This is a genomic window from Micromonospora sp. A3M-1-15 (assembly GCF_024213425.1).
GTDB classification, from domain to species: Bacteria; Actinomycetota; Actinomycetes; order Mycobacteriales; family Micromonosporaceae; genus Micromonospora; species Micromonospora chersina.
This window is the reverse complement of record NZ_JANAVK010000001.1, coordinates 1,176,816-1,197,614: the sequence shown is the minus strand read 5'-3', so window position 1 is coordinate 1,197,614 and position 20,799 is coordinate 1,176,816. Positions and strand designations below refer to the sequence as shown.

The 20,799-nt window shown below is 73.4% G+C and carries 21 protein-coding genes and 4 tRNA genes; 13 read left to right on the top strand and 12 right to left on the bottom strand.

Going from position 1 to position 20,799, the window contains the following annotated elements; translation table 11 throughout:
- Positions 1-295: 295 nt before the first annotated feature.
- Positions 296-1,375 (bottom strand): LCP family protein, encoded by a 1,080-nt coding sequence (locus NLX85_RS05475; RefSeq protein ID WP_256566132.1) that lies wholly within the window; start codon positions 1,373-1,375, stop codon positions 296-298.
- A 120-nt stretch (positions 1,376-1,495) separates the two neighbouring features.
- Between NLX85_RS05475 and NLX85_RS05470 the strand changes: the two genes are divergently transcribed.
- Positions 1,496-2,329 carry a class I SAM-dependent methyltransferase gene (locus NLX85_RS05470; protein ID WP_254331915.1) on the top strand — a complete coding sequence of 278 codons (834 nt, stop codon included), beginning with the start codon at positions 1,496-1,498 and terminating at the stop codon, positions 2,327-2,329.
- A 71-nt stretch (positions 2,330-2,400) separates the two neighbouring features.
- Positions 2,401-3,405, top strand: a complete 1,005-nt coding sequence (locus tag NLX85_RS05465; protein WP_308210666.1) for an expansin EXLX1 family cellulose-binding protein — start codon at positions 2,401-2,403, stop codon at positions 3,403-3,405.
- A gap of 19 nt (positions 3,406-3,424) precedes the next feature.
- On the opposite strand, the gene NLX85_RS05460 is transcribed toward NLX85_RS05465, so the two are convergent.
- The 4 genes from NLX85_RS05460 to bcp all read right to left on the bottom strand — a co-directional run bounded on the left by NLX85_RS05460 (position 3,425) and on the right by bcp (position 5,493).
- On the bottom strand, positions 3,425-3,964 hold the full coding sequence (locus tag NLX85_RS05460) for a GNAT family N-acetyltransferase (RefSeq protein ID WP_254331914.1): 540 nt from the start codon (positions 3,962-3,964) through the stop codon (positions 3,425-3,427).
- Between the two features lie 58 nt (positions 3,965-4,022).
- Positions 4,023-4,106 (bottom strand) — tRNA-Leu (locus tag NLX85_RS05455).
- Complete coding sequence (locus NLX85_RS05450) at positions 4,092-4,922, bottom strand: helix-turn-helix domain-containing protein (RefSeq protein WP_254331913.1); 831 nt, start codon at positions 4,920-4,922, stop codon at positions 4,092-4,094. The genes NLX85_RS05455 and NLX85_RS05450 overlap by 15 nt, the downstream gene beginning before the upstream one ends.
- A 100-nt stretch (positions 4,923-5,022) precedes the next feature.
- Positions 5,023-5,493: a thioredoxin-dependent thiol peroxidase gene (bcp, locus tag NLX85_RS05445; protein ID WP_148427156.1), complete on the bottom strand. Its 471-nt coding sequence runs from the start codon at positions 5,491-5,493 to the stop codon at positions 5,023-5,025.
- Between the two features lie 122 nt (positions 5,494-5,615).
- Between bcp and NLX85_RS05440 the strand changes: the two genes are divergently transcribed.
- Genes NLX85_RS05440 through NLX85_RS05425 form a run of 4 tightly spaced genes read left to right on the top strand, consistent with a single transcriptional unit; the run spans position 5,616 to position 8,326 of the window.
- Positions 5,616-6,335: an energy-coupling factor ABC transporter permease gene (locus tag NLX85_RS05440; RefSeq protein ID WP_254331912.1), complete on the top strand. Its 720-nt coding sequence runs from the start codon at positions 5,616-5,618 to the stop codon at positions 6,333-6,335.
- A complete protein-coding gene (locus NLX85_RS05435) occupies positions 6,332-6,790 on the top strand; it encodes a PDGLE domain-containing protein (protein ID WP_254331911.1) in 459 nt (152 codons plus the stop codon). Before NLX85_RS05440 ends, NLX85_RS05435 begins: the two co-directional genes overlap by 4 nt.
- Positions 6,791-6,797: 7 nt before the next feature.
- On the top strand, positions 6,798-7,568 hold the full coding sequence (gene cbiQ, locus NLX85_RS05430; RefSeq protein WP_254331910.1) for a cobalt ECF transporter T component CbiQ: 771 nt from the start codon (positions 6,798-6,800) through the stop codon (positions 7,566-7,568).
- Complete coding sequence (locus NLX85_RS05425; RefSeq protein ID WP_254331909.1) at positions 7,565-8,326, top strand: energy-coupling factor ABC transporter ATP-binding protein; 762 nt, start codon at positions 7,565-7,567, stop codon at positions 8,324-8,326. The genes cbiQ and NLX85_RS05425 overlap by 4 nt, the downstream gene beginning before the upstream one ends.
- Here the strand turns inward: NLX85_RS05425 and NLX85_RS05420 are convergent.
- Genes NLX85_RS05420 through NLX85_RS05405 form a run of 4 tightly spaced genes read right to left on the bottom strand, consistent with a single transcriptional unit; the run spans position 8,299 to position 11,276 of the window.
- Positions 8,299-9,426 carry a hypothetical protein gene (locus NLX85_RS05420; protein WP_374628055.1) on the bottom strand — a complete coding sequence of 376 codons (1,128 nt, stop codon included), beginning with the start codon at positions 9,424-9,426 and terminating at the stop codon, positions 8,299-8,301. The genes NLX85_RS05425 and NLX85_RS05420 overlap by 28 nt on opposite strands.
- Positions 9,423-10,139, bottom strand: a complete 717-nt coding sequence (locus tag NLX85_RS05415; protein WP_254331908.1) for a thioredoxin domain-containing protein — start codon at positions 10,137-10,139, stop codon at positions 9,423-9,425. Before NLX85_RS05415 ends, NLX85_RS05420 begins: the two co-directional genes overlap by 4 nt.
- Entirely contained in the window at positions 10,132-10,650 is a 519-nt protein-coding gene (locus NLX85_RS05410) for a MauE/DoxX family redox-associated membrane protein (protein WP_254331907.1), read from the bottom strand. Before NLX85_RS05410 ends, NLX85_RS05415 begins: the two co-directional genes overlap by 8 nt.
- 38 nt (positions 10,651-10,688) lie before the next feature.
- Positions 10,689-11,276 carry a sigma-70 family RNA polymerase sigma factor gene (locus tag NLX85_RS05405; RefSeq protein ID WP_254331906.1) on the bottom strand — a complete coding sequence of 196 codons (588 nt, stop codon included), beginning with the start codon at positions 11,274-11,276 and terminating at the stop codon, positions 10,689-10,691.
- A gap of 284 nt (positions 11,277-11,560) precedes the next feature.
- On the opposite strand from NLX85_RS05405, the gene NLX85_RS05400 reads away from it, so the two are divergent.
- The 3 genes from NLX85_RS05400 to NLX85_RS33630 all read left to right on the top strand — a co-directional run bounded on the left by NLX85_RS05400 (position 11,561) and on the right by NLX85_RS33630 (position 15,124).
- Complete coding sequence (locus tag NLX85_RS05400; RefSeq protein ID WP_254331905.1) at positions 11,561-13,243, top strand: copper resistance CopC/CopD family protein; 1,683 nt, start codon at positions 11,561-11,563, stop codon at positions 13,241-13,243.
- 16 nt (positions 13,244-13,259) lie between these two features.
- Complete coding sequence (locus NLX85_RS05395) at positions 13,260-13,988, top strand: YcnI family protein (RefSeq protein WP_254331904.1); 729 nt, start codon at positions 13,260-13,262, stop codon at positions 13,986-13,988.
- A 230-nt stretch (positions 13,989-14,218) separates the two neighbouring features.
- Positions 14,219-15,124, top strand: a complete 906-nt coding sequence (locus tag NLX85_RS33630) for a hypothetical protein (RefSeq protein WP_254331903.1) — start codon at positions 14,219-14,221, stop codon at positions 15,122-15,124.
- Between the two features lie 145 nt (positions 15,125-15,269).
- Here NLX85_RS33630 and NLX85_RS05385 read toward each other — a convergent pair whose 3' ends face one another.
- The gene (locus NLX85_RS05385; RefSeq protein WP_254331902.1) at positions 15,270-16,541 is read right to left on the bottom strand and encodes a glycosyltransferase family 87 protein; all 1,272 of its coding nucleotides are present in this window, start codon (positions 16,539-16,541) and stop codon (positions 15,270-15,272) included.
- Between the two features lie 74 nt (positions 16,542-16,615).
- Here NLX85_RS05385 and orn point away from each other — a divergent pair, with 74 nt between their 5' ends.
- Positions 16,616-17,206: an oligoribonuclease gene (gene orn / locus NLX85_RS05380; protein ID WP_091312903.1), complete on the top strand. Its 591-nt coding sequence runs from the start codon at positions 16,616-16,618 to the stop codon at positions 17,204-17,206.
- 102 nt (positions 17,207-17,308) lie between these two features.
- Positions 17,309-17,384 (top strand) — tRNA-His (locus tag NLX85_RS05375).
- A 107-nt stretch (positions 17,385-17,491) separates the two neighbouring features.
- On the opposite strand, the gene NLX85_RS05370 is transcribed toward NLX85_RS05375, so the two are convergent.
- Entirely contained in the window at positions 17,492-18,793 is a 1,302-nt protein-coding gene (locus NLX85_RS05370) for an Ig-like domain-containing protein (protein ID WP_254331901.1), read from the bottom strand.
- A 215-nt stretch (positions 18,794-19,008) separates the two neighbouring features.
- Positions 19,009-20,274, bottom strand: coding sequence for an Ig-like domain-containing protein (locus NLX85_RS05365; protein WP_254331900.1), 1,266 nt, complete (start codon positions 20,272-20,274; stop codon positions 19,009-19,011).
- Positions 20,275-20,461: 187 nt separating this feature from the next.
- On the opposite strand from NLX85_RS05365, the gene NLX85_RS05360 reads away from it, so the two are divergent.
- A tRNA-Lys gene (locus tag NLX85_RS05360) sits at positions 20,462-20,534 on the top strand.
- A 192-nt stretch (positions 20,535-20,726) separates the two neighbouring features.
- Positions 20,727-20,799: transfer RNA gene (locus tag NLX85_RS05355), tRNA-Lys, on the top strand.

Sequence of the window (20,799 nt, the reverse complement as noted above, 5' to 3'; positions counted from 1 at the left end):
CGCGGTCGTGTCGAGACCGCTGCGCGGCTCCGCCGCCGGCGCCGGTCCGTTCCTCGGCCGGGCGTCAGGGACGGGCGCCGGCGCCGTCGTGCCTCTGTCCGTCTCGGGCCGCCGCGTCATGATCTGCGGTGGCTCGTGCCAACGACCGGTCGCCGCCGGCTCTGTCGTGGCCGGTTGGCCTGACATGGTGGATCCTCCCCCGTGACTGCCCTCCCCGGCGCGAGCACAGTGAGGGCGATCGAAGGATATGAGCGCGCAGGCCTGACCGCCAGAGCCGGGACGCCAATCCCACGTCCTACTTCCCGGCGGAAAGAATCTCCGGGACCGAGTCGCGGCGGACCGCGTTGAAGAGGGTCTTGGCCTTCGCCGAGTCCGCGAACACCACGCTCTCACTGCCCACCCGGCCGGTTCCCTTCACCGGGCAGGTGTAGAACCCGAGGTTGCCGCTGCGCAGGTGACGCATCTCCATCGCCAGGTCCACAAGGGACATCGACTTGTCGACGGCCACCGAATTCGCGGTGGCCCGGACGAACGAATTCAGCTTCGTGGGGCTGCTCAGCGTGCCGCCGGAGGCCGCCTTGTCGAGGATCGCCTTGATGACCTGCTGCTGATGCTTGATCCGGGTGAAGTCGCCGTTGGCGAAGGCGTACCGCTCCCGGGCGTAGTCCAGCGCGGTGGCCCCGTCCATGGTCTGCCGGCCCTTGACGAACTCCCGCTTGCCGCTCGAGTCGAGCGAGTGGGTCGAGGTGAAGTCCTGCTCGACGTCGATCTCGATGCCGCCCAGCGCGTCGACGATCTCCTTGAAGCCGGCGAAGTCCACCATGGTCACGTGGTCGACACGCACACCGGTGAACTTCTCCACGGTCTGCACCATCAGCGGCACGCCACCCCACGCGTACGCTGCGTTGATCTTGGCGTCCCGGCCGCCCCGGCCCTCCTTCGAGCGAGGGACGGCCGTCCAGGTGTCCCGCGGGATCGAGATGAGCTGTGCGCTCGACCGGTCCTTCGGCAGGTGCGCCAGGATGATCGTGTCGCTCCGGGACCCCCCGGTGTTCTCCGGGTCGCGGGAGTCGCTGCCCAGGATCATGATGTTCATGGCGCCCTTGGCCACGACCGGCGGTCGGGCCTCCTCAGGCACCCCGGTGAACGCGTCCATCCGGTCGATCGAGGAATTGACCGACCGGTAGTACAGGCCACCGGCGAGCAGGCCGCCACCGGCGAGCAGTGCCAACACCAGCAGCACGATCAGGGTGATCCGCCGGCCGCGGCGGCGACGTGGCGTCGGTGTCAGGTTCTCCTCCTCCGCCGCGCCGTGGTCCACTCCCGACGTCGGGAAACGGGTGTCGGGGTGGGCGAGCGGGTGGCGATCTGACATGGCCGCGATGCTACTGACTCACGTTCCGTCACGCCGACCCTCGTCCGACCGGCCAGCCTCCGCCACCCGTTCGGCGCTTTCCTCCTCAACCGTCACCCCGAACCTGGTACAACGTCACGGGTGGATGCAACGAAGCTCCGTCGGGCCATCGCCCGGACCCGGCTGGCGCCGGTCGCCGCCTTCCCCAAGCGCCTCGCCCGGGTGGCGCGGCACGACGCCCGGGTGCTGCGCACCTCCGCCCGATGGCTGCTCACCTCCAGGGAGCACCACAACTACACGTACGAGCTGACCAAGCTCAGCCGGCACCACCTGGCCTGGTTCGTCAGCGTCACCTGCGACGTCCCCGTCGGGCAGGTGCGCCGCTGGTTCGCCGAGATCGAGGGCGACGACAAGCTGCGCGCCCACATCGAGACCGCCACCGCCACCGCCTCCCGCCGCGGCCTCGCCGACCGGCAGGTCCGCTACGCCCGCCGGATCGGCTGGTACGCCATCGTCCGCGCCCGCAAACCCGCCCACGTCGTCGAGACCGGAGTGGACAAGGGCCTCGGCAGCTGCGTCCTGGCCGCCGCCCTGCTCCGCAACGCCGCCGAGGGCCACCCCGGCCGGCTCACCTCGCTCGACATCAACCCCGAGGCCGGCTACCTGGCCCGGGCCACCCCGTGGGCCGACGTGGTCGACCTCGTCATCGGCGACTCGGTCGCCTCCATCGGCGCGCTCGACCGGCCGGTCGACCTCTTCCTCCACGACAGCGACCACAGCCGGGTGCACGAACGCAGCGAGTTCGAGGCGGTCGAACCCAAGCTCGCCCCCGGCGCCGTGCTGCTCACCGACAACGTCACCGCCACCAACGTCCTCGCCGAGCACGCCGAACGGACCGGGCGCCGGTTCCTCGCCTACCGGGAGACCCCGGCCCGGCACTGGTACCCGGGCGACGGCATCGGCGTCGCCTGGTGACAGACCTGCCGTCTTAGCTTTCGCTTAGCCCGCTTGTCCGGCGCCCCGCCCGTCCGGCAGCATCGACCGGCGTGACCGACGGCAGCGCTCCCAGCCGCCCGACCCCCGCCGGGGACGCGCACCGGCCCAGCCGGGCCGGCCGCCGCCGTGCCCCGACCGGCCCGCGCCGGTGGCTCGCCGCCGGCGGCCTCGCCGCGCTCGCCGCCGTGGTCGCCGTGACCCTCGCGGTACGCGGCGGCGCCGCCCCCGCCTGCGCCGCCCCGCCGCCCCGCGCCCTGCCCGCCGGGGCGCTCGCCGCACCTCCGCTCGGCGGCACCGTCCACACCGGAAAGGCCACCTTCTACGACTCGAACGGAGCCGGCGGCAACTGCTCCCGGCCCGCCGCGCCCGCCAACCGCCTCTACGTCGCCCTCGGCCCCGACGAGTACGCGGCCGGCGCGTCCTGCGGCGGCCACCTCGACGTCACCGGCCCCAAGGGCACCGTCCGGGTCGTCGTCATGGACCAGTGCCCGGAGTGCGATCCCGGCCACCTCGACCTCTCCGCCGAGGCGTTCGCCCGGATCGCCGACCCCGTCCAGGGCGTCGTCAAAATCAGCTACCGCGCGGTCGTCGACCCGCCGCTGCCCGGCCCGCTCACCTTCCGCGTCAAGGAGGGCGCCTCACAGTGGTGGTTCGCCGTCCTGGTCGGCGACCACGGCAACCCGCTGCGCGCCGTCGAGGTGCGGCAGGGCGGGTCCTGGCGCGCCGCGGCCCGCGAGGACTACGACTACTGGCTCATCCCCTCCGGTGCCGGCCCCGGGCCGTACACCATCCGGGTCACCGACGCGTACGGCCACCGCGCCACCGCCACCGGCATCCGGATGCTCCCCGGCCAGGTGCAGCGCAGCACCGTCCGGATGTACGGCGCCCCGGCCCGGTCGGCCACGCCCAGCCGCTCGCCGTCGGCCCGGCCCGGCCCTCGGCCGAGCGTCTCGGCCACTCCGTCGACCACGGCACCGCCCGGCACTCCCGCCGTCGTGGACGCGGCCGCCGCCCCGCCGGCCACCGTCGCCCCGGTCCCCGCCGGCTGCGGCTGACCGCGCGGCGGAGGTGGAGTCAGGCCGCGGCGGAGTCCAGGTCGAGCCACATGAAGACCTCGTCCCGGTCGTCCCCCGGCGCGAGCCGCAGCGCGCCGGGCAGCCGCCCGACCTCGCGGTAGCCGAGGCGCTCGTAGAAACCACCGAGGCCCAGCCCGTCCCGGACCGTCACGTGCAACGCCGCCAGACCCAGCTCCCGGCCGATCCGCTCGGCCTCGCGCATCATCGCCGCGCCGTGGCCGCGCCCCTGCGTGTCGGGATGCACCATGACCCGCTTCAGCACCCGCCAGTGCGTCTTCAGGTGGAACCGGTTGTCCGCGATGATCAGGACGCCGACGAGGCGGTCCCCCTCGTAGCCGGCCAGCAGCCGGTCCGGGCCGTCGCTGATGGCGGCGAAGGTCGTCGCGGCCATGGGCCGCACCTCGGCCTCGGTCACCGGTGCGACGAAGCCGACGGCGCCGCCGGCGTTGGTCACGTCCACCCAGAGGGCGATGATCTGCTCGCGCAGCTCGGGGGTGAGGTCGGGGTCCAGGACGAAACGCAGGTTCACGCCCGCCATCCTGCGCGAGGCGACGCCACGCGAACCCGCGTTCGTGACCTTCACGACACCGGGCCAGTGCGGGAGAGGGGAGTCGAACCCCCACGTCCTTTCGGACAATAGGACCTAAACCTATCGCGGCTGCCTGTTACGCCACTCCCGCAGACCTGCTGAGTCTAGAGCGTCGGGCCTCCGGCGTGGTGAGCCCAGCCTCCCGGAGGATCACTTGGACCGTGCGATGACTGATCGCCGTGCCGGTGCCCGAGGCGCCGGTCAGCGCCTCGGCGATCTTCCGGGATCCGGCCTCAGGGTGCGCGAGTGCGAACCGGATGACGGAATCGCGGAACCGGTGCTGGACCGGCCGGTCATGGCTGCGCGTTCGCGGTGCGATGGTTCCAGTTGCTTCGAGACGCCGCCGCAACCTGCTCACGTGGTCTCTCGTGCAGCCCAGCAGGCGAGCGGCCTCCACCGTCGTCACGTCACCGGCGCTGATCCGCCTGACCAGGGTTGCGGCATCCGGAATCGGTCCGTCGCCCGATTCGCTGCGAGCCGAGATGTCCGACGAGGCTGGCGCGCCGACCTGGGCCCGGGCGCGGCCGGCGAAGGTCGCCGTCTGGCTGTGACAGTTGGGGCACAGTAACCGCAGGTTGGGCGGCCTGTTGTCGAGCCGGTCGCCGTTGATGTGGTCGACGTGGAGGATGAGCGGAGCGTCCTGCCACCTGGGACCGAGGCCGCAGATCTCACATCGTTCGGGCACGCCGATGGCGGCAAGGGCGCGCCGGAGCCGGAAGCCGGGTGTTCTGGCCGCGTCCGGTGGCAGCCGGACCAGAATCTGCGACGACGCCTGCCGACGACCCCGCACTCCGCGGCTGTGCCGCTGCCCGGTGAAGTGTGAGGTGTCGATGCCGAAGCGCTTGAGCTGCCGGCTGATGTGGGCGTGCGAGCCGCCGCTCATTCGTATGCGCAGCAGCCGAAGCACCTCCGCGATGCTCCGTGCCTCTGCGGCTGCTGCGGTCAGTGCCTCAGGGGAGTATCTGTATCGAGGCATGCGCAGACCGTAGCGGCGGCCTGCGACAGGTTCAGTCGAGGCCGAGGTCCCGGCGCAGCTTGGCGACGTGCCCGGTGGCCTTGACGTTGTACAGCGCCCGCTCGATCTTCCCGTCCTCGTCGACGACGAAGGTCGAGCGGATCACGCCGGTGACGGTCCGGCCGTACATCTGCTTCTCGCCGAACGCGCCGTACGCGGTCAGCACGGCCTTGTCGGTGTCGGCGACCAGCGGGAAGGTGATGGCGTCCCGGTCGCGGAACTTGGCCAGCTTCTCCGGCTTGTCGGGGGAGATGCCGACGACCTCGTAGCCGGCGGCCTGGAGCGAGGCGAGCGAGTCGCGGAAGTCGCAGGCCTGCTTGGTGCAGCCGGGGGTCATGGCGGCCGGGTACGCGTACAGGATGACCTTGCGGCCGCGCAGGTCGGCCAGGGACAGGGTCCCGCCGCTGTCGGTGGGGAGGGTGAACTCGGGGGCGGGGTCGCCGGGGTTCAGGCGGTCGGTCATGGCGCTGACGATACCGCCGCCGTGCGGTCCCGTGCGGGTGGCGACGCGCCGTCCCCGTGATGATCACCATGGCTTGTTGCAAGGGATTGGCAACAACGACCGTACGCAAATAAGCTCAGCGGGTGGAAACCCTGGCGATGCACATCTCGAACGGGATCATCGACGGTCCCGTCGCCGCGGTGTTCGCGGCCCTCGCGCTGGCCGTGCTCACCTTCTGCGTGCTGCGCGGGCGCCGCGACCTCGACGACCGGCTGGCACCGATGGCCGGCCTGGTGGCCGCGTTCATCTTCGCCGTGCAGATGCTCAACTTCCCGATCTTCACGGCCGGTGTCAGCGGCCACCTGCTCGGTGGCGCCCTCGCCGCCATGCTGGTCGGTCCGTGGGTCGGCGCGCTCTGCGTCGCCGTGGTGCTTGTCGTGCAGGCGCTGGTGTTCGGCGACGGCGGGGTGGCCATGCTCGGCCTCAACATCACCAACATGGCGATCCTCGGCACCGCGGCCGCGTACCTGCTGATCGCGCTGCTGCTGCGGCTTCTGCCGCGCACCCCGGCCGGGCTCGCCGTCACCGCCTTCGTCTCCGCGCTGGTCAGCGTCGTGGTGGCGTCCCAGGGCTTCGTGCTCCAGTACTGGCTGGGCGGCACCACCGACCTGGGCGGCAACCTCACCGGGCTGGCCGGCACGATGGCCGGGGTCCACCTGCTGATCGGCATTGGCGAGGGTCTGATCACCGCGACCACCGTGGTCACCGTCGCCAAGGTCCGCCCCGACCTGGTGTACGCCCTGCGCGCCCTGAAGCCGGCCGTGCCGGCTCCCGCCGTCCCGGTCGCCGGAGGTGCCCGATGAGCAAGCGTCCCTGGCCGTTCGTCCTCGGCGGCCTGTTGGTCGCCCTGCTGCTGGCCGGCGTCGTCAGCAACTACGCCTCGGCGCACCCGGACGGGCTCGACTCGTCGCTGCTCAAGGGCTGCACGGTGAACGCCGACCACGAGATCGCCGGCGGCAGCTGCCCGGCCCAGCAGGCGAAGGACCACGAGCTGGCCGACAGCCCGCTCGCCGACTACGGCATCCGGGGGGTGAGCAACGGCTTCCTCTCCACCGGCCTGTCCGGCGTGCTCGGCGTGCTGCTCACCTTCGCCCTCGGCGGCGGCCTGTTCTGGCTGGCCCGCCGCCGCGGCCCGGCAGCCGGCCCGTCAACAGGCCACACCGACGGCACGGCGAACGGTTCGGCTGCCGGCCCGGCCGGCACCGGGAGCGACTCGACCGCCGACGAGCGCGCGGCGCGCGCCGCCGGCACCCGCTGAGCCCCGGATGGGTGCCGGTCACGCCCACGTGCTCTACCGCGAGTCGTCCTCCCGGGTGCACCGCCTCCCGCCGGAGGTGAAGATCGTCTCGATGGTGCTGTTCACCGTCGCGGTGGTCGCCACGCCCCGGGAGGCGTACTGGGCCTTCGGTGGCTACGCCCTGCTGGTCGGCGCCGTGGCGGCGCTGGCCCGGGTGGGGCCGCGCTGGCTGCTCGGCCGGGCGCTGATCGAGCTGCCGTTCGTGCTGTTCGCGTTCGCGCTGCCGTTCTTCGGCACCGGGGAGCGGGTCGAGGTGGCCGGGCTGAGCCTCTCCGTCGACGGGCTGCACGGCGGGTGGAACATCCTGGCCAAGGGCACGCTCGGCGTACTCGCGTCGCTCCTGCTGGCGGCGACCACGACGACGCGGGACCTGATCGTCGGCCTGGACCGGCTGCGCTGCCCGCAGATCCTCACCCAGATCGCCACGTTCATGCTGCGCTACCTGGACGTGCTGGTGGGGGAGGCCCGGCGGATGCGGGTGGCCCGGGTGTCCCGCGGCGACGACCCGCGCTTCCTCTGGCAGCTGCGCGGGTTCGCCGCCGGTGTGGGCGCCCTCTTCCTGCGTGCCTTCGAGCGGGGCGAGCGGGTCTACCTGGCGATGGTCTCCCGCGGCTACACGGGCCGGATGCCGGCGGTGTGGCAGGGCGCGGGCGCGGCCACCGCCGGCCAGTGGGCGGCCGCCGCGACGGTGCCGGCGATCGCGGCCTCCATCGCCGCCGTCGCGCTCGTCCTGACATGATCGGGTACGTGCAGCAGCCGCCCTCCCTGGACGTCCGTGGCGTCCGGTACGCGTACCCGGACGGTCACGTCGCCCTGCACGGGGTGGACCTGACCGTGCCGCGCGGCGAGCGGGTGGCGCTGCTCGGGCCGAACGGCGCCGGCAAGACGACGCTGGTGCTGCACCTCAACGGCATCCTCACCCCGACCGAGGGGACGGTCAGCGTCGGTGGCCTGGCGGTGAGTCGGGACCGGGACGCCCTGGCCGAGATCCGCCGCCGGGTGGGCATCGTCTTCCAGGACCCGGACGACCAGCTCTTCCTGCCCACGGTCGCCGAGGACGTGGCGTTCGGGCCGGCCAACCTGGGGCTGCGCGGGGTGGAGCTGGCCGCCCGGGTGGACGAGGCGCTCGCCGCCGTGGGGATGGGGGAGCACCGGGACCGGGCGCCGCACCACCTCTCGTTCGGTCAGCGCCGCCGGGTGGCGGTGGCCACCGTGCTCGCCATGCGCCCGGAGATCCTGGTGCTGGACGAGCCGTCGTCCAACCTCGATCCGGCCGCCCGCCGGGAGCTGGCGGAGATCCTGCGCGGCCTCCCGGTGACCCTGCTCATGGTCACGCACGACCTGCCGTACGCGGCGGAGCTCTGCGACCGCGCGGTGATCCTGGACGCCGGCCGGATCGTCGCCGACGCCCCGACGCTGGACCTGCTCTCCGACGAGCCGCTGCTGGCCCGGCACCGCCTGGAACTCCCCTACGGCTTCGCGCCCCGCCGCCCCTGAGAAGTGGGGGTCGACGGACCCGGGGTCGCGCGGGTGCGCAGGGCCGCCTGGGAGGCGGTGCGCAGGCGGAGCAGGCCGGCGGCCACCGCGCCGGCGCCGGTGGCCAGGGCCACGGTGACCAGCACGCGGGTGAGAGCGGGTGGGCCGGCCACCGGGGGGACCGAACGGGACAGGACGGCCACGTTCCCGATCCCGGCGAACAGGGTCAGGCAGGCGCCCGCCAGCGCCAGCGCGAAGTCGGCGGCGGGGCGGCGGGCCAGGGCGTACCCGCCGGCGGCGAGCGCGCCGAGCCCGGTGAGCAGCGTCCACAGCTGGCCGGTGAGCAGTTCGAGCAGCACCCCGCCGGTCCCGGCGGCGCCGGTGTCCACGGCCTTGCCGACGGTGAACGCCACGGTCGCCGCCCCGCCCAGGGCGAGCAGCGCGCCGACCCCGCGCAGCGCGCGGACGCCGGTGGCGGTGCCGGCCGGGACCAGCCCGGCCGCGCCGATCACCAGGAGACCGAGGGTGGCGGCCACCCACCAGGGGTACGCGTCCGGCGGCGGCACCCAGTCCAGGGTGCCGCGTACCTCGACCGTCGCGGTGCCGGCGCGCAGCGGCACCACCCAGTCGCGGACCCGCTGCTCACGGCCCGGGTCGGCGGCCACCTGGGCGGGCGGTTCCGACTCCAGCCAGAGGGTCCGTTGGTCGTGCCAGCGGGCGGTCGGGCCGTCGGAGATCCGTCGCCAGGCCGGCGCGGCCGCGGGGTCGGCCTCCGGCGGGAGCGGGGTGTCCCCGGCGAGGGTGCGGTTCAGGTAAGTGGCGGGGGAGCGGCTGTTCTCGTACACCCCGCCGGGCCCGATCCGCAGGTACGGCTCACCGGAGTAGCCGAGCACCTCGATGTCGGCCCCGGTGCGGTTGGTCAGCTCCAGCCGGGCGCCGGCCTCGACCATCCGGGCGGTCAGCCCGGGCCGGGCGGGGCCGACCCCGGTGACCTCGGCCCGGTAGTCGGTGCCGGCGGGGGCGTCGGCGCCGTGCGCGGCGGCCGGCGTGGCGAGGGTGAGGAGGGCGGCGAGCGCGGCGGTGACCACCAGGCCGGCCCGCCGCAGCGGTGCGGGGATCACTTGCCGGCCGCCTCCACGGCCGCCTTGATCCCCTCCGGGGAGCGGTCCGCGACGTCCTTGCCGTTCACCCGGATGGTCGGGGTGCCGGTCACGCCGGACTTGCTGGCGTCGTCGGTGACGTGCTCGGTCCACCCCTTGTACTTGCCGTCGTTGACGCAGGAGCCGAAGTCGTCGCGGTTCAGCCCGACGCCGGCGCCGATGTCGATCAGCTCGTCGTCGCTGAGCCCGGCGCTGCCCTCGGCCGGCTGGCGGGCGAAGAGCTGGTCGGTGAACTCCTTGAACTTGCCGCCCTGCGCGGCGCAGCCGGCGGCGGCCGAGGAGCGGGTGGAGTACTCGGTGGTGGAGAAGCGGTTGAGGAAGGCCACCGGGTGGAAGTTCACCCGGATCTTGCCGTCGCTGATCAGCTGGTTGAGCGTGGCGCCGCTGGTCTGCTGGAACTGCTTGCAGACCGGGCAGAGGTAGTCCTCGTAGAGGTCGACGGTGACCGGGCCCTGGCCGAGGACGATGGCGGTGCCGGGCGGGTTGGCGCCGGGCGGGGTGGTGAAGGTCTGCGACTTCTGGCTGGAGTAGACCGCCCAGCCGATCAGCCCGGCGATCACCAGCACCGCCACCGCGGCGACGGAGGTCCAGATCGTGCGGGTGCGCCGCTTCTCCCGGGCGATCTGGGCGCGGACCATCTGGGCCGCGTTCTTCCGCCCCTTGCGACTACTCATCGAGGTCCTCCACGGGTGATTCGCCCGCCAGCCAGCCGTCCACCGAGAACGGGGTGCGGGGCCAGATCAGCAGGAATCCGGCCAGTACCAGGAATCCCAGGTCCCGGAGGATCTCCGGGAGGTAGCTCGGGGCCTGGCCGGCGGCGAGCTGCCCGCCGCTGCCGAAGCACCCGCAGTCGATGGCCAGGCCGCGGGACCAGGCCGAGGCGATGCCGGTGACGAAGACCAGCAGCAGCGCCGTGGAGACGCCCGCGACCACCCGGGTGGCCAGCCCGACCAGCAGGAGCACGCCGAGCGCCAGCTCGACGAAGGGCAGCGCGGCGCCGATCACGGTGGCCAGGTCGTACGGCATCACCTGGTAGGCGTTGACGGCCCGGCCGGAGGCGGCCAGGTCGTCGATCTTCGCGCCGCCGGCGACCAACCAGACGGCGGCCAGGCCGAGGCGGGCCGCGACGCCGAGCCAGGGCCGGACGGCGGGCCAGCGGGCGGCCCGGGTACGGGATGCGGTCACGCTCGTTGGTCGGCCCGTCCGCGAGGAAAGTTCCACGATCAACCCGCCAGCGCGTCGCCGACGGCGGCGACCAGCTCGTCGCGGGCCCGTGCGACGCGGGAGCGGATGGTGCCCACCGGCACCCCTTCCACCGCGGCGGCCTCGGCGTACGACAGGCCGAGCAGCTGGGTGAGCACGAACGCGGAGCGCCGGTCGGCGGGGAGCCGGCGGACCAGGTCGGTGGCGCCGAGCTGCCCGGCCGGGTCCGGGTACGGCCGGTCGGCGACCGCGTGCGCGGCGAGCCGCTGGTCCAGCCGCCGGCGGCGGACCACGGTGCGCAGGTGGTCGGCGCAGGCGCGCCGGGCGATCCCGAGCAGCCAGGTCCGCGCGGTGGACCGCCCTTCGAAGCCGGGCAGCGCCCGGAACGCCCGCAGGTACGTCTCCTGGGTCAGGTCGTCCGCGCTGTCCGGGTCGACCAGGGCGGCGGCGAATCGCCACACCTCGGCCTGGGTGGCCCGGACGAAGGCGGCCTGGGCGGCCGGATCGCCGTCGCGGGCGGCCAGCGCCCAGTCGGTCGCGGCGTCCCGCGCAGCCTCGTGGGCCGGCGCGGGTCGGCCGGCGGAGGTGTCGCGCGGGGCGGGGATCACGTCACCCGAGGTTACGCGGCGTACCTGTGCCCGACAGGGTCCTTCGGCCCATTCCGTGGTCCGGCCCACGCCGGGAACTTTTCCCGCCGGCCCGCCGACTACCTTCTCGTGAACTGCGACGACGTGCGCCAGGCGCGCTCGGACCGGCTGGCCGGGGCGGCCCCGCAGGCCCCGCGGGTGGGGCACCGGGCCCGGCCGGCCCGCGTCGCGTGGCCGGCCACGGCGCCGGGACGCGGATGAGGTCGGGTCGCCGGGCGCCGCACGGTTCGGGAAGCATGACGGTCATGACTGCTGCCGTACGCCGCCGCCCCGTGGCCGGCGCCGACCGTCGCCGGGTCGCCCGGCTGGGGGCCGCCGCCGGACTGCTGGTCACCCTCGTCGCCCTGCTGCTGGCCCCGGCCACCCCGGCCAGCGCCCACGCGGTGCTGGTGAGCAGCAGCCCCGCCGCCTCGGCCGTGGTGCCCAGCGCGCCCGCCGAGGTGGTGATCACCTTCAGCGAGGGGGTCCGCAAGGTCCCCGACAAGGTCCGGGTGATCGCGCCCGACGGCTCCCGGGCGGACCGGGGCGAGCCCACCTTCAAGGGCGCCGTGGTCACCATCCCGGTGGACCCGTCCGGCGCGCGCGGCACCTACCTGGTCAGCTACCGGGTGATCTCGGCCGACAGCCACCCGGTCTCCGGTGCGTTCACCTACTCGGTCGGCGCGCCGTCCACGCCGCCGACCGACACCGGCACGGACACCCGGGCGAACCCGGTGGTGGGCAACGCCGTGAAGGTGGCCAAGTACCTGGGCTACGCCGGGCTGCTGCTGCTCGTCGGCCCGGCCCTGGTGCTGGCCGCGCTCTGGCCGCGCCGCCTGTCCCGGCGCGGCCCCGCCCGGCTGGCCTGGTCCGGCCTGGGCCTGCTCGCCGTGGCCACCCTCGCCGAGCTGTGGCTCCAGGTGCCCTACACCAACGGCGGCGGCCTGTTCGCCGTCTCCGGCTCGGGCTTCGGCGACGTGCTGAACAGCACGTACGGCACGGCCCACCTGGTCCGGCTCGGCCTGCTCGCCGCGGCGGCGTTCCTGCTCCGCCCGCTGTTCGCCGGCCCGGTCGGCCGCACCGACGGGCTCATCCTGGCCATCCTCGGCGGGGCGGCGCTGTTCACCTGGCCCCTGGCCGGGCACCCGGCCGCGTCGCCCGCGCCCGCCGTGTCGGTGGTGGTGGACGCCGTGCACCTGGGCAGCATGGCCGTCTGGCTGGGCGGCCTGGTGATGCTCGCGGTCTTCCTGCTGCGCCGCGCCGACGAGCGGGAGCTGGACGCCATCCTGCCGATCTGGTCCCGCTGGGCGGCGCTGGCCGTGGCGGCGCTGCTGCTCGCCGGCACCGTGCAGGGGCTGATCGAGGTGGCCACCCCGAAGGCGCTTGTCGACACCACGTACGGGCAGCTGCTGCTCGCCAAGATCGTGCTGTTCGCGCTGGTGATCGGGGTGGCCGCGTACTCCCGGTCGCTGGTCCGGCGGCGCACCGCCGCGGGGCGCCCGGGCTCGATGCGGCGGGCCGTGCTGGCCGAGCTGGCGATCACCGGGGTGGTGCTCGGCGTCTCGGCGACGCTGGTGCAGACCACCCCGGCGCGGACCGCCACGGCCGACGTGGCCGGCGCGCCGGCCGGCTACTTCTCCACCACGCTGAGCAGCCCGATCTACTCGCTCCAGGTCGAGCTGGACCCGGCCGAGACCGGCAGCAACTCGCTGCACCTCTACGCGTACACGAAGGACAACCGGCCCCAGCCGGTGCAGGAGTGGAAGGCCACCGCCGCGCTGCCCTCGGCCGGCATCGAGCCGATCACCATCCCGCTGCTGCCGCTGACCGACAACCACGCCTTCGGCGAGATCAGCCTCCCGGCGGCGGGGCAGTGGCAGCTGCGCTTCACCGTCCGTACGTCCGACATCGACCAGGCCACGGTGACCGCCACCGTGCCCGTCAAGTAACGGAAGGCCCGCCCACATGATCCGTCTCCGGCGTCCCGCAACCGCCGCCGCGCTCACCCTCGCCGCCGTGGCCACGGCCGTGCTCGGCCTGGCAGGGCCGGCCTCGGCGCACGTCACCGTCAACCCGACGGAGGCCAAGCAGGGCGGCTACGGCCGCTTCGCCTTCCGGGTGCCGAACGAGAGCGACACGGCGTCGACCACCAAGGTCGAGGTGAACCTGCCGGAGAACGCCCCGGTCGGCTCGGTCTCCACCATGCCGGTGCCCGGCTGGACGGTGACCGTGGAGAAGCGCAAGGTCGACCCGCCGATCGAGGTGCACGGCAGCCAGCTCACCGAGGCCGTCTCCAAGCTCACCTGGACGGCGGCGCCGAACGGCGGGGTCAAGCCGGGCGAGTTCCAGGAGTTCCCGGTGTCGATGGGCCCGCTGCCGCAGACCGACCGGATGGTGTTCAAGGTGCTCCAGACCTACTCGGACGGCAACGTCTCCCGCTGGATCGAGGAGCCCACCCAGGGCGGGGAGGAGCCGGAGAACCCGGCCCCGGTGCTCACCCTGACCGCGGCCTCGGCGTCCGCCTCGCCGGTCGCGAGCGCCGCGGCGGCCGCCGCGGACGACGACGATGACGACGCCGACACCGGCGCGGCCACCGCGTTCGGCGTGGCCGGTCTGGTCGCCGGCCTGGCCGGCCTGATCCTCGGCGGGCTCGCCTTCCTGCGTACCCGCCGGGAGCCCGCCGCGAAGTCCTGACCTCCGCCCGCCCGCCGGCCCGTCGGCCGTTCCGCGTCGCGGCGTGGCGTCAGACACGCCGAGCCGGGATGGTCGCCCGGATCTTCCGGCGGGCCGGCGGCGTTCCCGCGGTCCCTCAGGTGCTTGCCGTGGATATCCGGCGATTGTGCGGTCGCCGTCGGTAAGGTCGGCCGGGTACTTCGCTACCGAGGGGGACGACGCGAATGCGTTTCGTGCGCACGATCGCCGGCATGCTGCTGTTGACCGTGGGGATTCCGGCTCTGCTGGCGGGCGCCGGGCTCTGGCTCGCCGCCCGGCACGCCGACCCGGACGGCGGCTTCGCCGCCCGCTTCGAGACGGTCCGCACCCCCGCCCGGGCGGTCGTGGTGTCCGACGTGGACGCGCTGCTCCGCGCCGAGGCGCCGGTCGCCCGGGCCGGGCAGGCCCGACTGCGGCTCACCGCGCGGACCGCCGACGGCCCGGCCTTCCTCGGCCTGGCCCCGACCGACCAGGTGCGGCGGTGGCTGGCCGACGTCCCGCACGCCACCGTGCGCCGGGTCGCCCTGGCCCGCGGGCCGCTGCCGGTCCGCCTCGACCCGGCCACCGCCGGCACCGCCGCCGCCGTCCCGCTCGACCAGGACTTCTGGGTACGCGAGGGGGTCGGCGTCCTGGAGTGGAGCCCGGCCGAGCTGGCCGACCGGTCCCTGAGCCTCGTGGTGATGCGGCCCGACGGGCGGGCCGACCTGGCCCTGGACCTGGGCGCCGAACTGCGCGCCGGCTGGTTCCCGGGGGTGGCCTGGGCACTGCTGGCCGGCGGGACGCTGCTGGTGGTCCTCGCCGTGGTGCTGCTGCTGCGCCCGGTCCGCCCGCGCGAGGTGGTCTTCGTCGTCGAGCCGGACCAGATTCCCGTGCTGGCCGGGCGGCTGGGGGTCAGCTCGCTCAGCGGGCTGGGCCAGCGGTCGGAACCGTCCACCGTGCCCGAACGGCAACTGGTCTCCGTGGGGTCGGCGCCCGCCGAGCGCTCCCGCGCGGCGATCGGCCCGGTGCCGAGCCGGCGGCCGGTGAGCCTGGCCGACCTGCCGCCCGAGGCGGACTGGTCGTGGCCCCCGGTGGCCGCCGCGGAGACGCCCCGGCCGGCCACGCCCGTCGACGAGTGACACCCGCCCCACAGCGCGGGTGGCCCTCCGCGCTGCCGACGCGGAGGGCCACCGTCACCGGGGGAATTCGGTGCTACCTGGGAGAAACCTGAGGTAGTTGGGACCAGATTAGCGCTGAACGCCGCTTGTCGCGAGTTCTGTCCAGTTAGTGCAAGTTTCCGGCCGCGGCGCCGGCCCGGTCCGGCGCCGGCCGACGGGTCGGCAGCACGGCCAGCAGCAGCAGGCTGAGCAGCACGTACGCGTTGCGGGTGACGAACTCGCCAGGGTTGTCGGTGCGCGCCGGAGCGACACCCCAGTCCTGGAAGGTGACCACCCCGTAGACGATCACGAAGCCGGTGCCGAGGGCGAGGGCGAGCAGCCGCCGCCGCCGTCGGGCGCCCGCCACCGTGTCCCGGTCGGCGTCCAGCGCCGCGTCGACCAGCACCACGGCCGCCGGGATGAACCAGTACAGGTGGTGCGTCCACGTGATCGGGCTGACCAGCCCGCCGACCAGGCCGGTCAGGGTGAGGCCGGCCAGCGCGTCCCCGGCCCGCGCGGCGCGGGCGGCCCGCCACAGCCCGTACCCCGCGACCAGCAGCCCCAGCAGCAGCCACGGGAGCTGGCTGGGCTTGTCCGGCGCGGTGATCCGGCTGAGCAGGCCGAACAGCGACTGGTTGCCCGTGTAGTCGGTCCGGCCCACCCGGTCGGTCGCCCACAGCTCGTGGGTCCAGAACCGCCACGAGTCGGCGGGCGCGACCGCGGCCGCGAGCAGCGTGGCCAGCGCCGCGGTCACCGAGGCCACCGCCGCCGCCCGCCAGCGCCGGGTGGCCAGCAGGTAGAGCACGAAGATGCCGGGGAAGAGCTTGAGCGCCGTCGCCAGCCCGACGCCCACGCCGGCCCAGCGCCGCCCCTGCGGTACGCCGAACAGCAGGTCGCCCAGGATCAGCACCACCAGCAGCATGTTGATCTGCCCGAAGGTGAGCGTCTCCCGGGTGCTCTCGACGGCCAGGACCAGCAGCACGGCGACCGTGACGGTGAACAGCCCCGGCAGGTCGTGCCGCCGGACCACGGGTAGCACCAGCCAGCGGGTCGTCACCACCACGCCGACCACGGTCAGCACCGTGAAGATCGCGATGGTGGCGCCGAGCGGCAGCAGCGCGAACGGCCGCAGCAGCAGCGCCGCGAACGGGGGATAGGTGAAGTAGAGCGCACCCTGCACCCGGTCCGGCTGCACGTAGTCGTAGAGCGGGTGGCCGGCCGCCCACCAGTCCATCGCCCGCATGTAGATCTTGAGGTCGAAGAAGTCGTGCACCAGGCCCGGCAGGTAGAGCGCCGGCAGCACCGCCGCGAGCGCCACCACCGTGACGAGCCGACGAGCCGTGCGCCCACCCGGGTCGTCCTCGGTGACGGCGGGTGGTGCGACGGGTTCGGCTGGCACGGGGAAACCCTAGCGGTCCACCTGGGCGAGGGTGCTTCAGGCGCGGGCGGGTCGGCGGCGCGTAGTCTGTCCCGGTGGCTGATCTTCTCGTCTGGATCGACTGTGAGATGACCGGGTTGGACCTCGGGCGGGACGCGCTGATCGAGGTCGCCGCGCTCGTCACCGACCCCGACCTGAACGTGCTGGGAGAGGGTGTCGACGTGGTCATCCACGCCGACGAGGCGGCGCTGGAGGCGATGCCGGAGATCGTGCGCACCATGCACGGCAAGTCCGGCCTCACCGAGGAGGTGCGCCGCTCCACGGTCACCCTGGCCGAGGCCGAGGACATGGTGCTCGACTACGTCGCCAGCCACGTGAAGGATCCGCGGACCGCCCCGCTCTGCGGCAACTCCATCGCCACGGACCGGGGCTTCATCGCCCGCGACATGCCCCGGCTCGACGCCCACCTGCACTACCGGATGATCGACGTCTCCTCGATCAAGGAACTCTGCCGGCGCTGGTACCCGCGGGTGTACTTCGGCCAGCCGCAGAAGGGGCTGGCCCACCGGGCGCTGGCCGACATCCGGGAGAGCATCCGCGAGCTGGAGTACTACCGGCGGACCGTCTTCGTGCCGCTGCCCGGTCCGGACGTGGAGACCGCCAAGGGGATCGCCGCCCAGCTCTGAGCCCCGCCGGGCGGGCCGGCCCGAACCCGGTGGACGGGCCCGGCAGGGGTGTGGCTATTATTAGTCCGCGCACCGCCCGGGTCGACCGGCGCGGAGAGCATGGTGGCTGTAGCTCAGTTGGCAGAGCACCGGGTTGTGGTCCCGGTTGTCGTGGGTTCAATTCCCATCAGTCACCCCAGGAAGACCGAAGCCCCCTCCTCCGGGAGGGGGCTTCGGTCGTTTTCCGGTCCTCGCCACGGCGGGCGGCCCCCTCCGGGGTGGAGGAGGCCGCTCGGTGTCCGTCGATCAGGGGGTCGGCTCGACGCTCGGCTCGTCCGCGCTCGGGCTGGTGTCGTCGCCCGGCTCGGCCGGCGGCTCGTACGGCACGGCGCTGCCCTTGACGTACTCATCCCAGCTCATGTTCCAGTCGGTCCAGCCGTTGCCGTTCTGGAGCTTGCGCTCGGTGCCCTTCACCGTGATCGGGTCGCCCATGCGCGTGTTGGCGAAGAGCCAGTTGCCGTCCTTCATCGAGACGTTCACGCAGCCGTGCGAGACGTTCGTCCTGCCCTGCACACCCTCGGACCAGGGCGCGGCGTGGATGAACTCGCCGCCCCAGGTGAGCCGCTGGGCGTAGTCGATCTCGGTGCGGTAGCCCTCCTCCGGGCCCAGCTCCTCCATGGTGTCGAAGACCGTGTGGCGGAGCTTCTCGATCACCACCATGGTGCCGCTGGACGACGGGGTGCTCTTCTTGCCGAGGCTCACCAGGATCGTCTTGATCACCTTGCCGTCCCTGGTGACCGTCATCTTCTTGGTGCGGTTGTCGACGGTCATCACGAACGACGGGCCGATCTTGACGTCGACGGTGAGGTCGGAGCGGCCGTACCAGCCGTCGCCGAGCGGCAGTCCACCCGCCTGCACCTTGTAGGTCACCGTGCTGTTGGCCTTCCAGAACTCCTTCGGCCGGTAGTGCACCTCGGTCGGGCTCACCCAGTGCCAGATGCCCTCCTGGGCGGGCTTCGCGGTGACGGTCATCCGGCGCTGGAGGTCGTCGCGGTAGTCCTCCGGGATGGCCCGGCCGAACTTGACGATCAGCGGCATGGCCACCCCGACGACCTGGTTGTCGCCGAGGAAGCTGGTGACCCGGAGCTGCTTGCCGGGCTTGGCCATGGTGGTGAAGGTGCTGGTCGCGGTGGCCGGCTTGCCGTCGTCGCCGGTCGCGGTGACCGTGGCGGTGTACGTCTCGCCGTAGGCCAGCGCGCCGTCCGGCAGCCAGCTCTTCCCGTCCTCGGCGAGCTGGCCCTCGACGACCTTGCCGGCGGAGTCCTTCAGCTCGACGGTGGTCTCCTCCGCCTCCTTCGTGGTGAAGGTGACGGCGGTGGAGGCCGGCACGTCCTTGGCGTCGGCCGCGGGCTCGGTGATCGTGGCCGCCGCCTTCGGGCCCTTCTCCCCGCCCCCCTGCCAGCTCGACGGCTTGTCGTCGTCGCCGCCGCTGCCGGTGCAGCCGGTCAGGGCCATGGCGGCGGCGAGCACCGCGGCCGCGAACACGCGGCGTCGCCCGCCGCGCCGGGCGGTCCCGCCCCGGATCAGCTCTTCCTGGCTAGCTCGCATGCTTCCCTCACAGTCGTGGTCCCGGGTCCCATCGTCCCCTACAGACGCACCGGAACGGTTACCCGTTGCCGGACGTGAACCGAAACACCCCGCCCGTGATGTAACGATTCCGATATCCTGCGGCGCTTTGTCGAGCGGGGAGGTCCCTCGTCCGCCCGCCGGCACGCGGCCGAACGGTCGCCGGCCCTTGCCGCGTCCGCCCACGTTACGCCTGCTCAGAAGGGCGAACCCTGGCCGCCCTCCGGCACCGGCAGGGCGCTGCCCTCGACGAACTGCGACCAGCTCATGTTCCAGGCCGTCCAGCCGTTGCCAGGCTCCAACCGCCGCTCGGTGCCCCGCACGGTGATCGGGTCGCCGACCAGCGTCTTGCCGAAGAGCCACCGGCCGTTCGCCATCGAGACGTTCACGCAGCCGTGCGAGACGTTCGCCCTGCCCTGCACCCCCTCGGACCAGGGCGCCGCGTGGATGTACTCGCCGCCCCAGGTGATCCGCTGCGCAAAGTCGATCTTGGTGACGTACTGGTTGTCGGGATCCGGCTCGTCGCGGGTGTCGAAGACCGTGGACTCCTTCTTCTCCATCACCACCATCGTGCCGCTGGAGGAGGGGGTGCTCTTCTTGCCGAGGCTCACCGGGAGGGTGCGGACCACCGCGCCGTTCTCGTAGACCGTCATCTGCTTGGTCGCGTTGTCGACCTTCATCTCGAACGCGCGGCCGATCCTGGCGGTGGCGCTCCGGTCGATGTTGCCGTAGCGGCCGTTGCTCAGCGGGATCCCGGCCAGCGCCAGCCGGACGGTGATCGTGGTGCCCGGCTTCCAATACTCCGGCGCCCGGTAGTAGGCCTGCGTGCCGTTGTAGAGCCAGTGCCAGGCGCCCGGCTGCGGCGGGTCGGTCTGCACGAACATCCGCTTCTGCACCGCGGCGCGGTCCTTCTTCGGGATGCCCGGCGAGAACTCGGCGACCACCGGCATGGCCACCCCGTAGGTCTTGCCGCTGAACATGTAGAGCCCGGAGCCGATCATCGACTTCGGCTTGGCCATCGTGGTGAAGCTGCTGGCGCCCTGCCGGGTCTGGCCGTCCGTGCCGGTGCCCGTGACCGTGGCGGTGTACCGGGTCGCGTACTTCAGCGGGGCCGACGGCACCCACGACGAGCCGTCCCGGCGCAGCCGGCCGGCGACCGTGGCGCCGTCGGCGGCGGTGAGGACGACCTTCGACACCTTGCCGCCACCCGGGACCCGGGCGCTGATCTCGGTGCTGACCGGCCGCTTGTCGGACCCGTCGGCCGGGCTCACCGACAACGCCGGCAGGGCGGGCTCGCTCGGGTCGCCCGTCGTGCCCGGCGACGTGGTCGGAACCGCGTCGCCCTGCTGCGCGCCGGCCACGAACGCCGGCTTCTTCTGGTCGTCGCCGCACCCGGTCAGTGCCAGCGACGCCGTGAGGACCAGGACGCCCACCATCGCCCCCGTCCGCGCGAACCTGCCCATCCCCACCTCTGTTCTCGCGTGCCTGGCGGACATCGTGCCGCATGAGCGCCCGCGCCCTGCGCCCCTCGACCGCGGAGCTGCGAACTTTGTGGGCTTTCGCCGGTTAAGCTCGACCGAAGGGTGGAGCCCGGTATCGGATTGGAACCCGGGTCTGGGGGCGTGCTAAGGTTCTTCCCGTTGTCAGCGAGCGCCGCTAGCTCAACTGGCAGAGCAGCGGACTCTTAATCCGCGGGTTCGGGGTTCGAGTCCCTGGCGGCGCACGACAAGCGAAACTCAGGCCCGGTGCGATGCACCGGGCCTGAGTTTTTTCGCACCACCCGGCTCCTGCGCTCTCGCTGCGTGGCCGGCGGATGGTGATCCGGCTGTGGCCGCCGGCGCCCCTGCGCGAAAGGGTGGCCGCCCCCAGAAGGGGCCGGTCGGTGGCGTGTTAACGTTCCTGCCGTTGCCGGCGAGCGCCGCTAGCTCAACTGGCAGAGCAGCGGACTCTTAATCCGCGGGTTCGGGGTTCGAGTCCCTGGCGGCGCA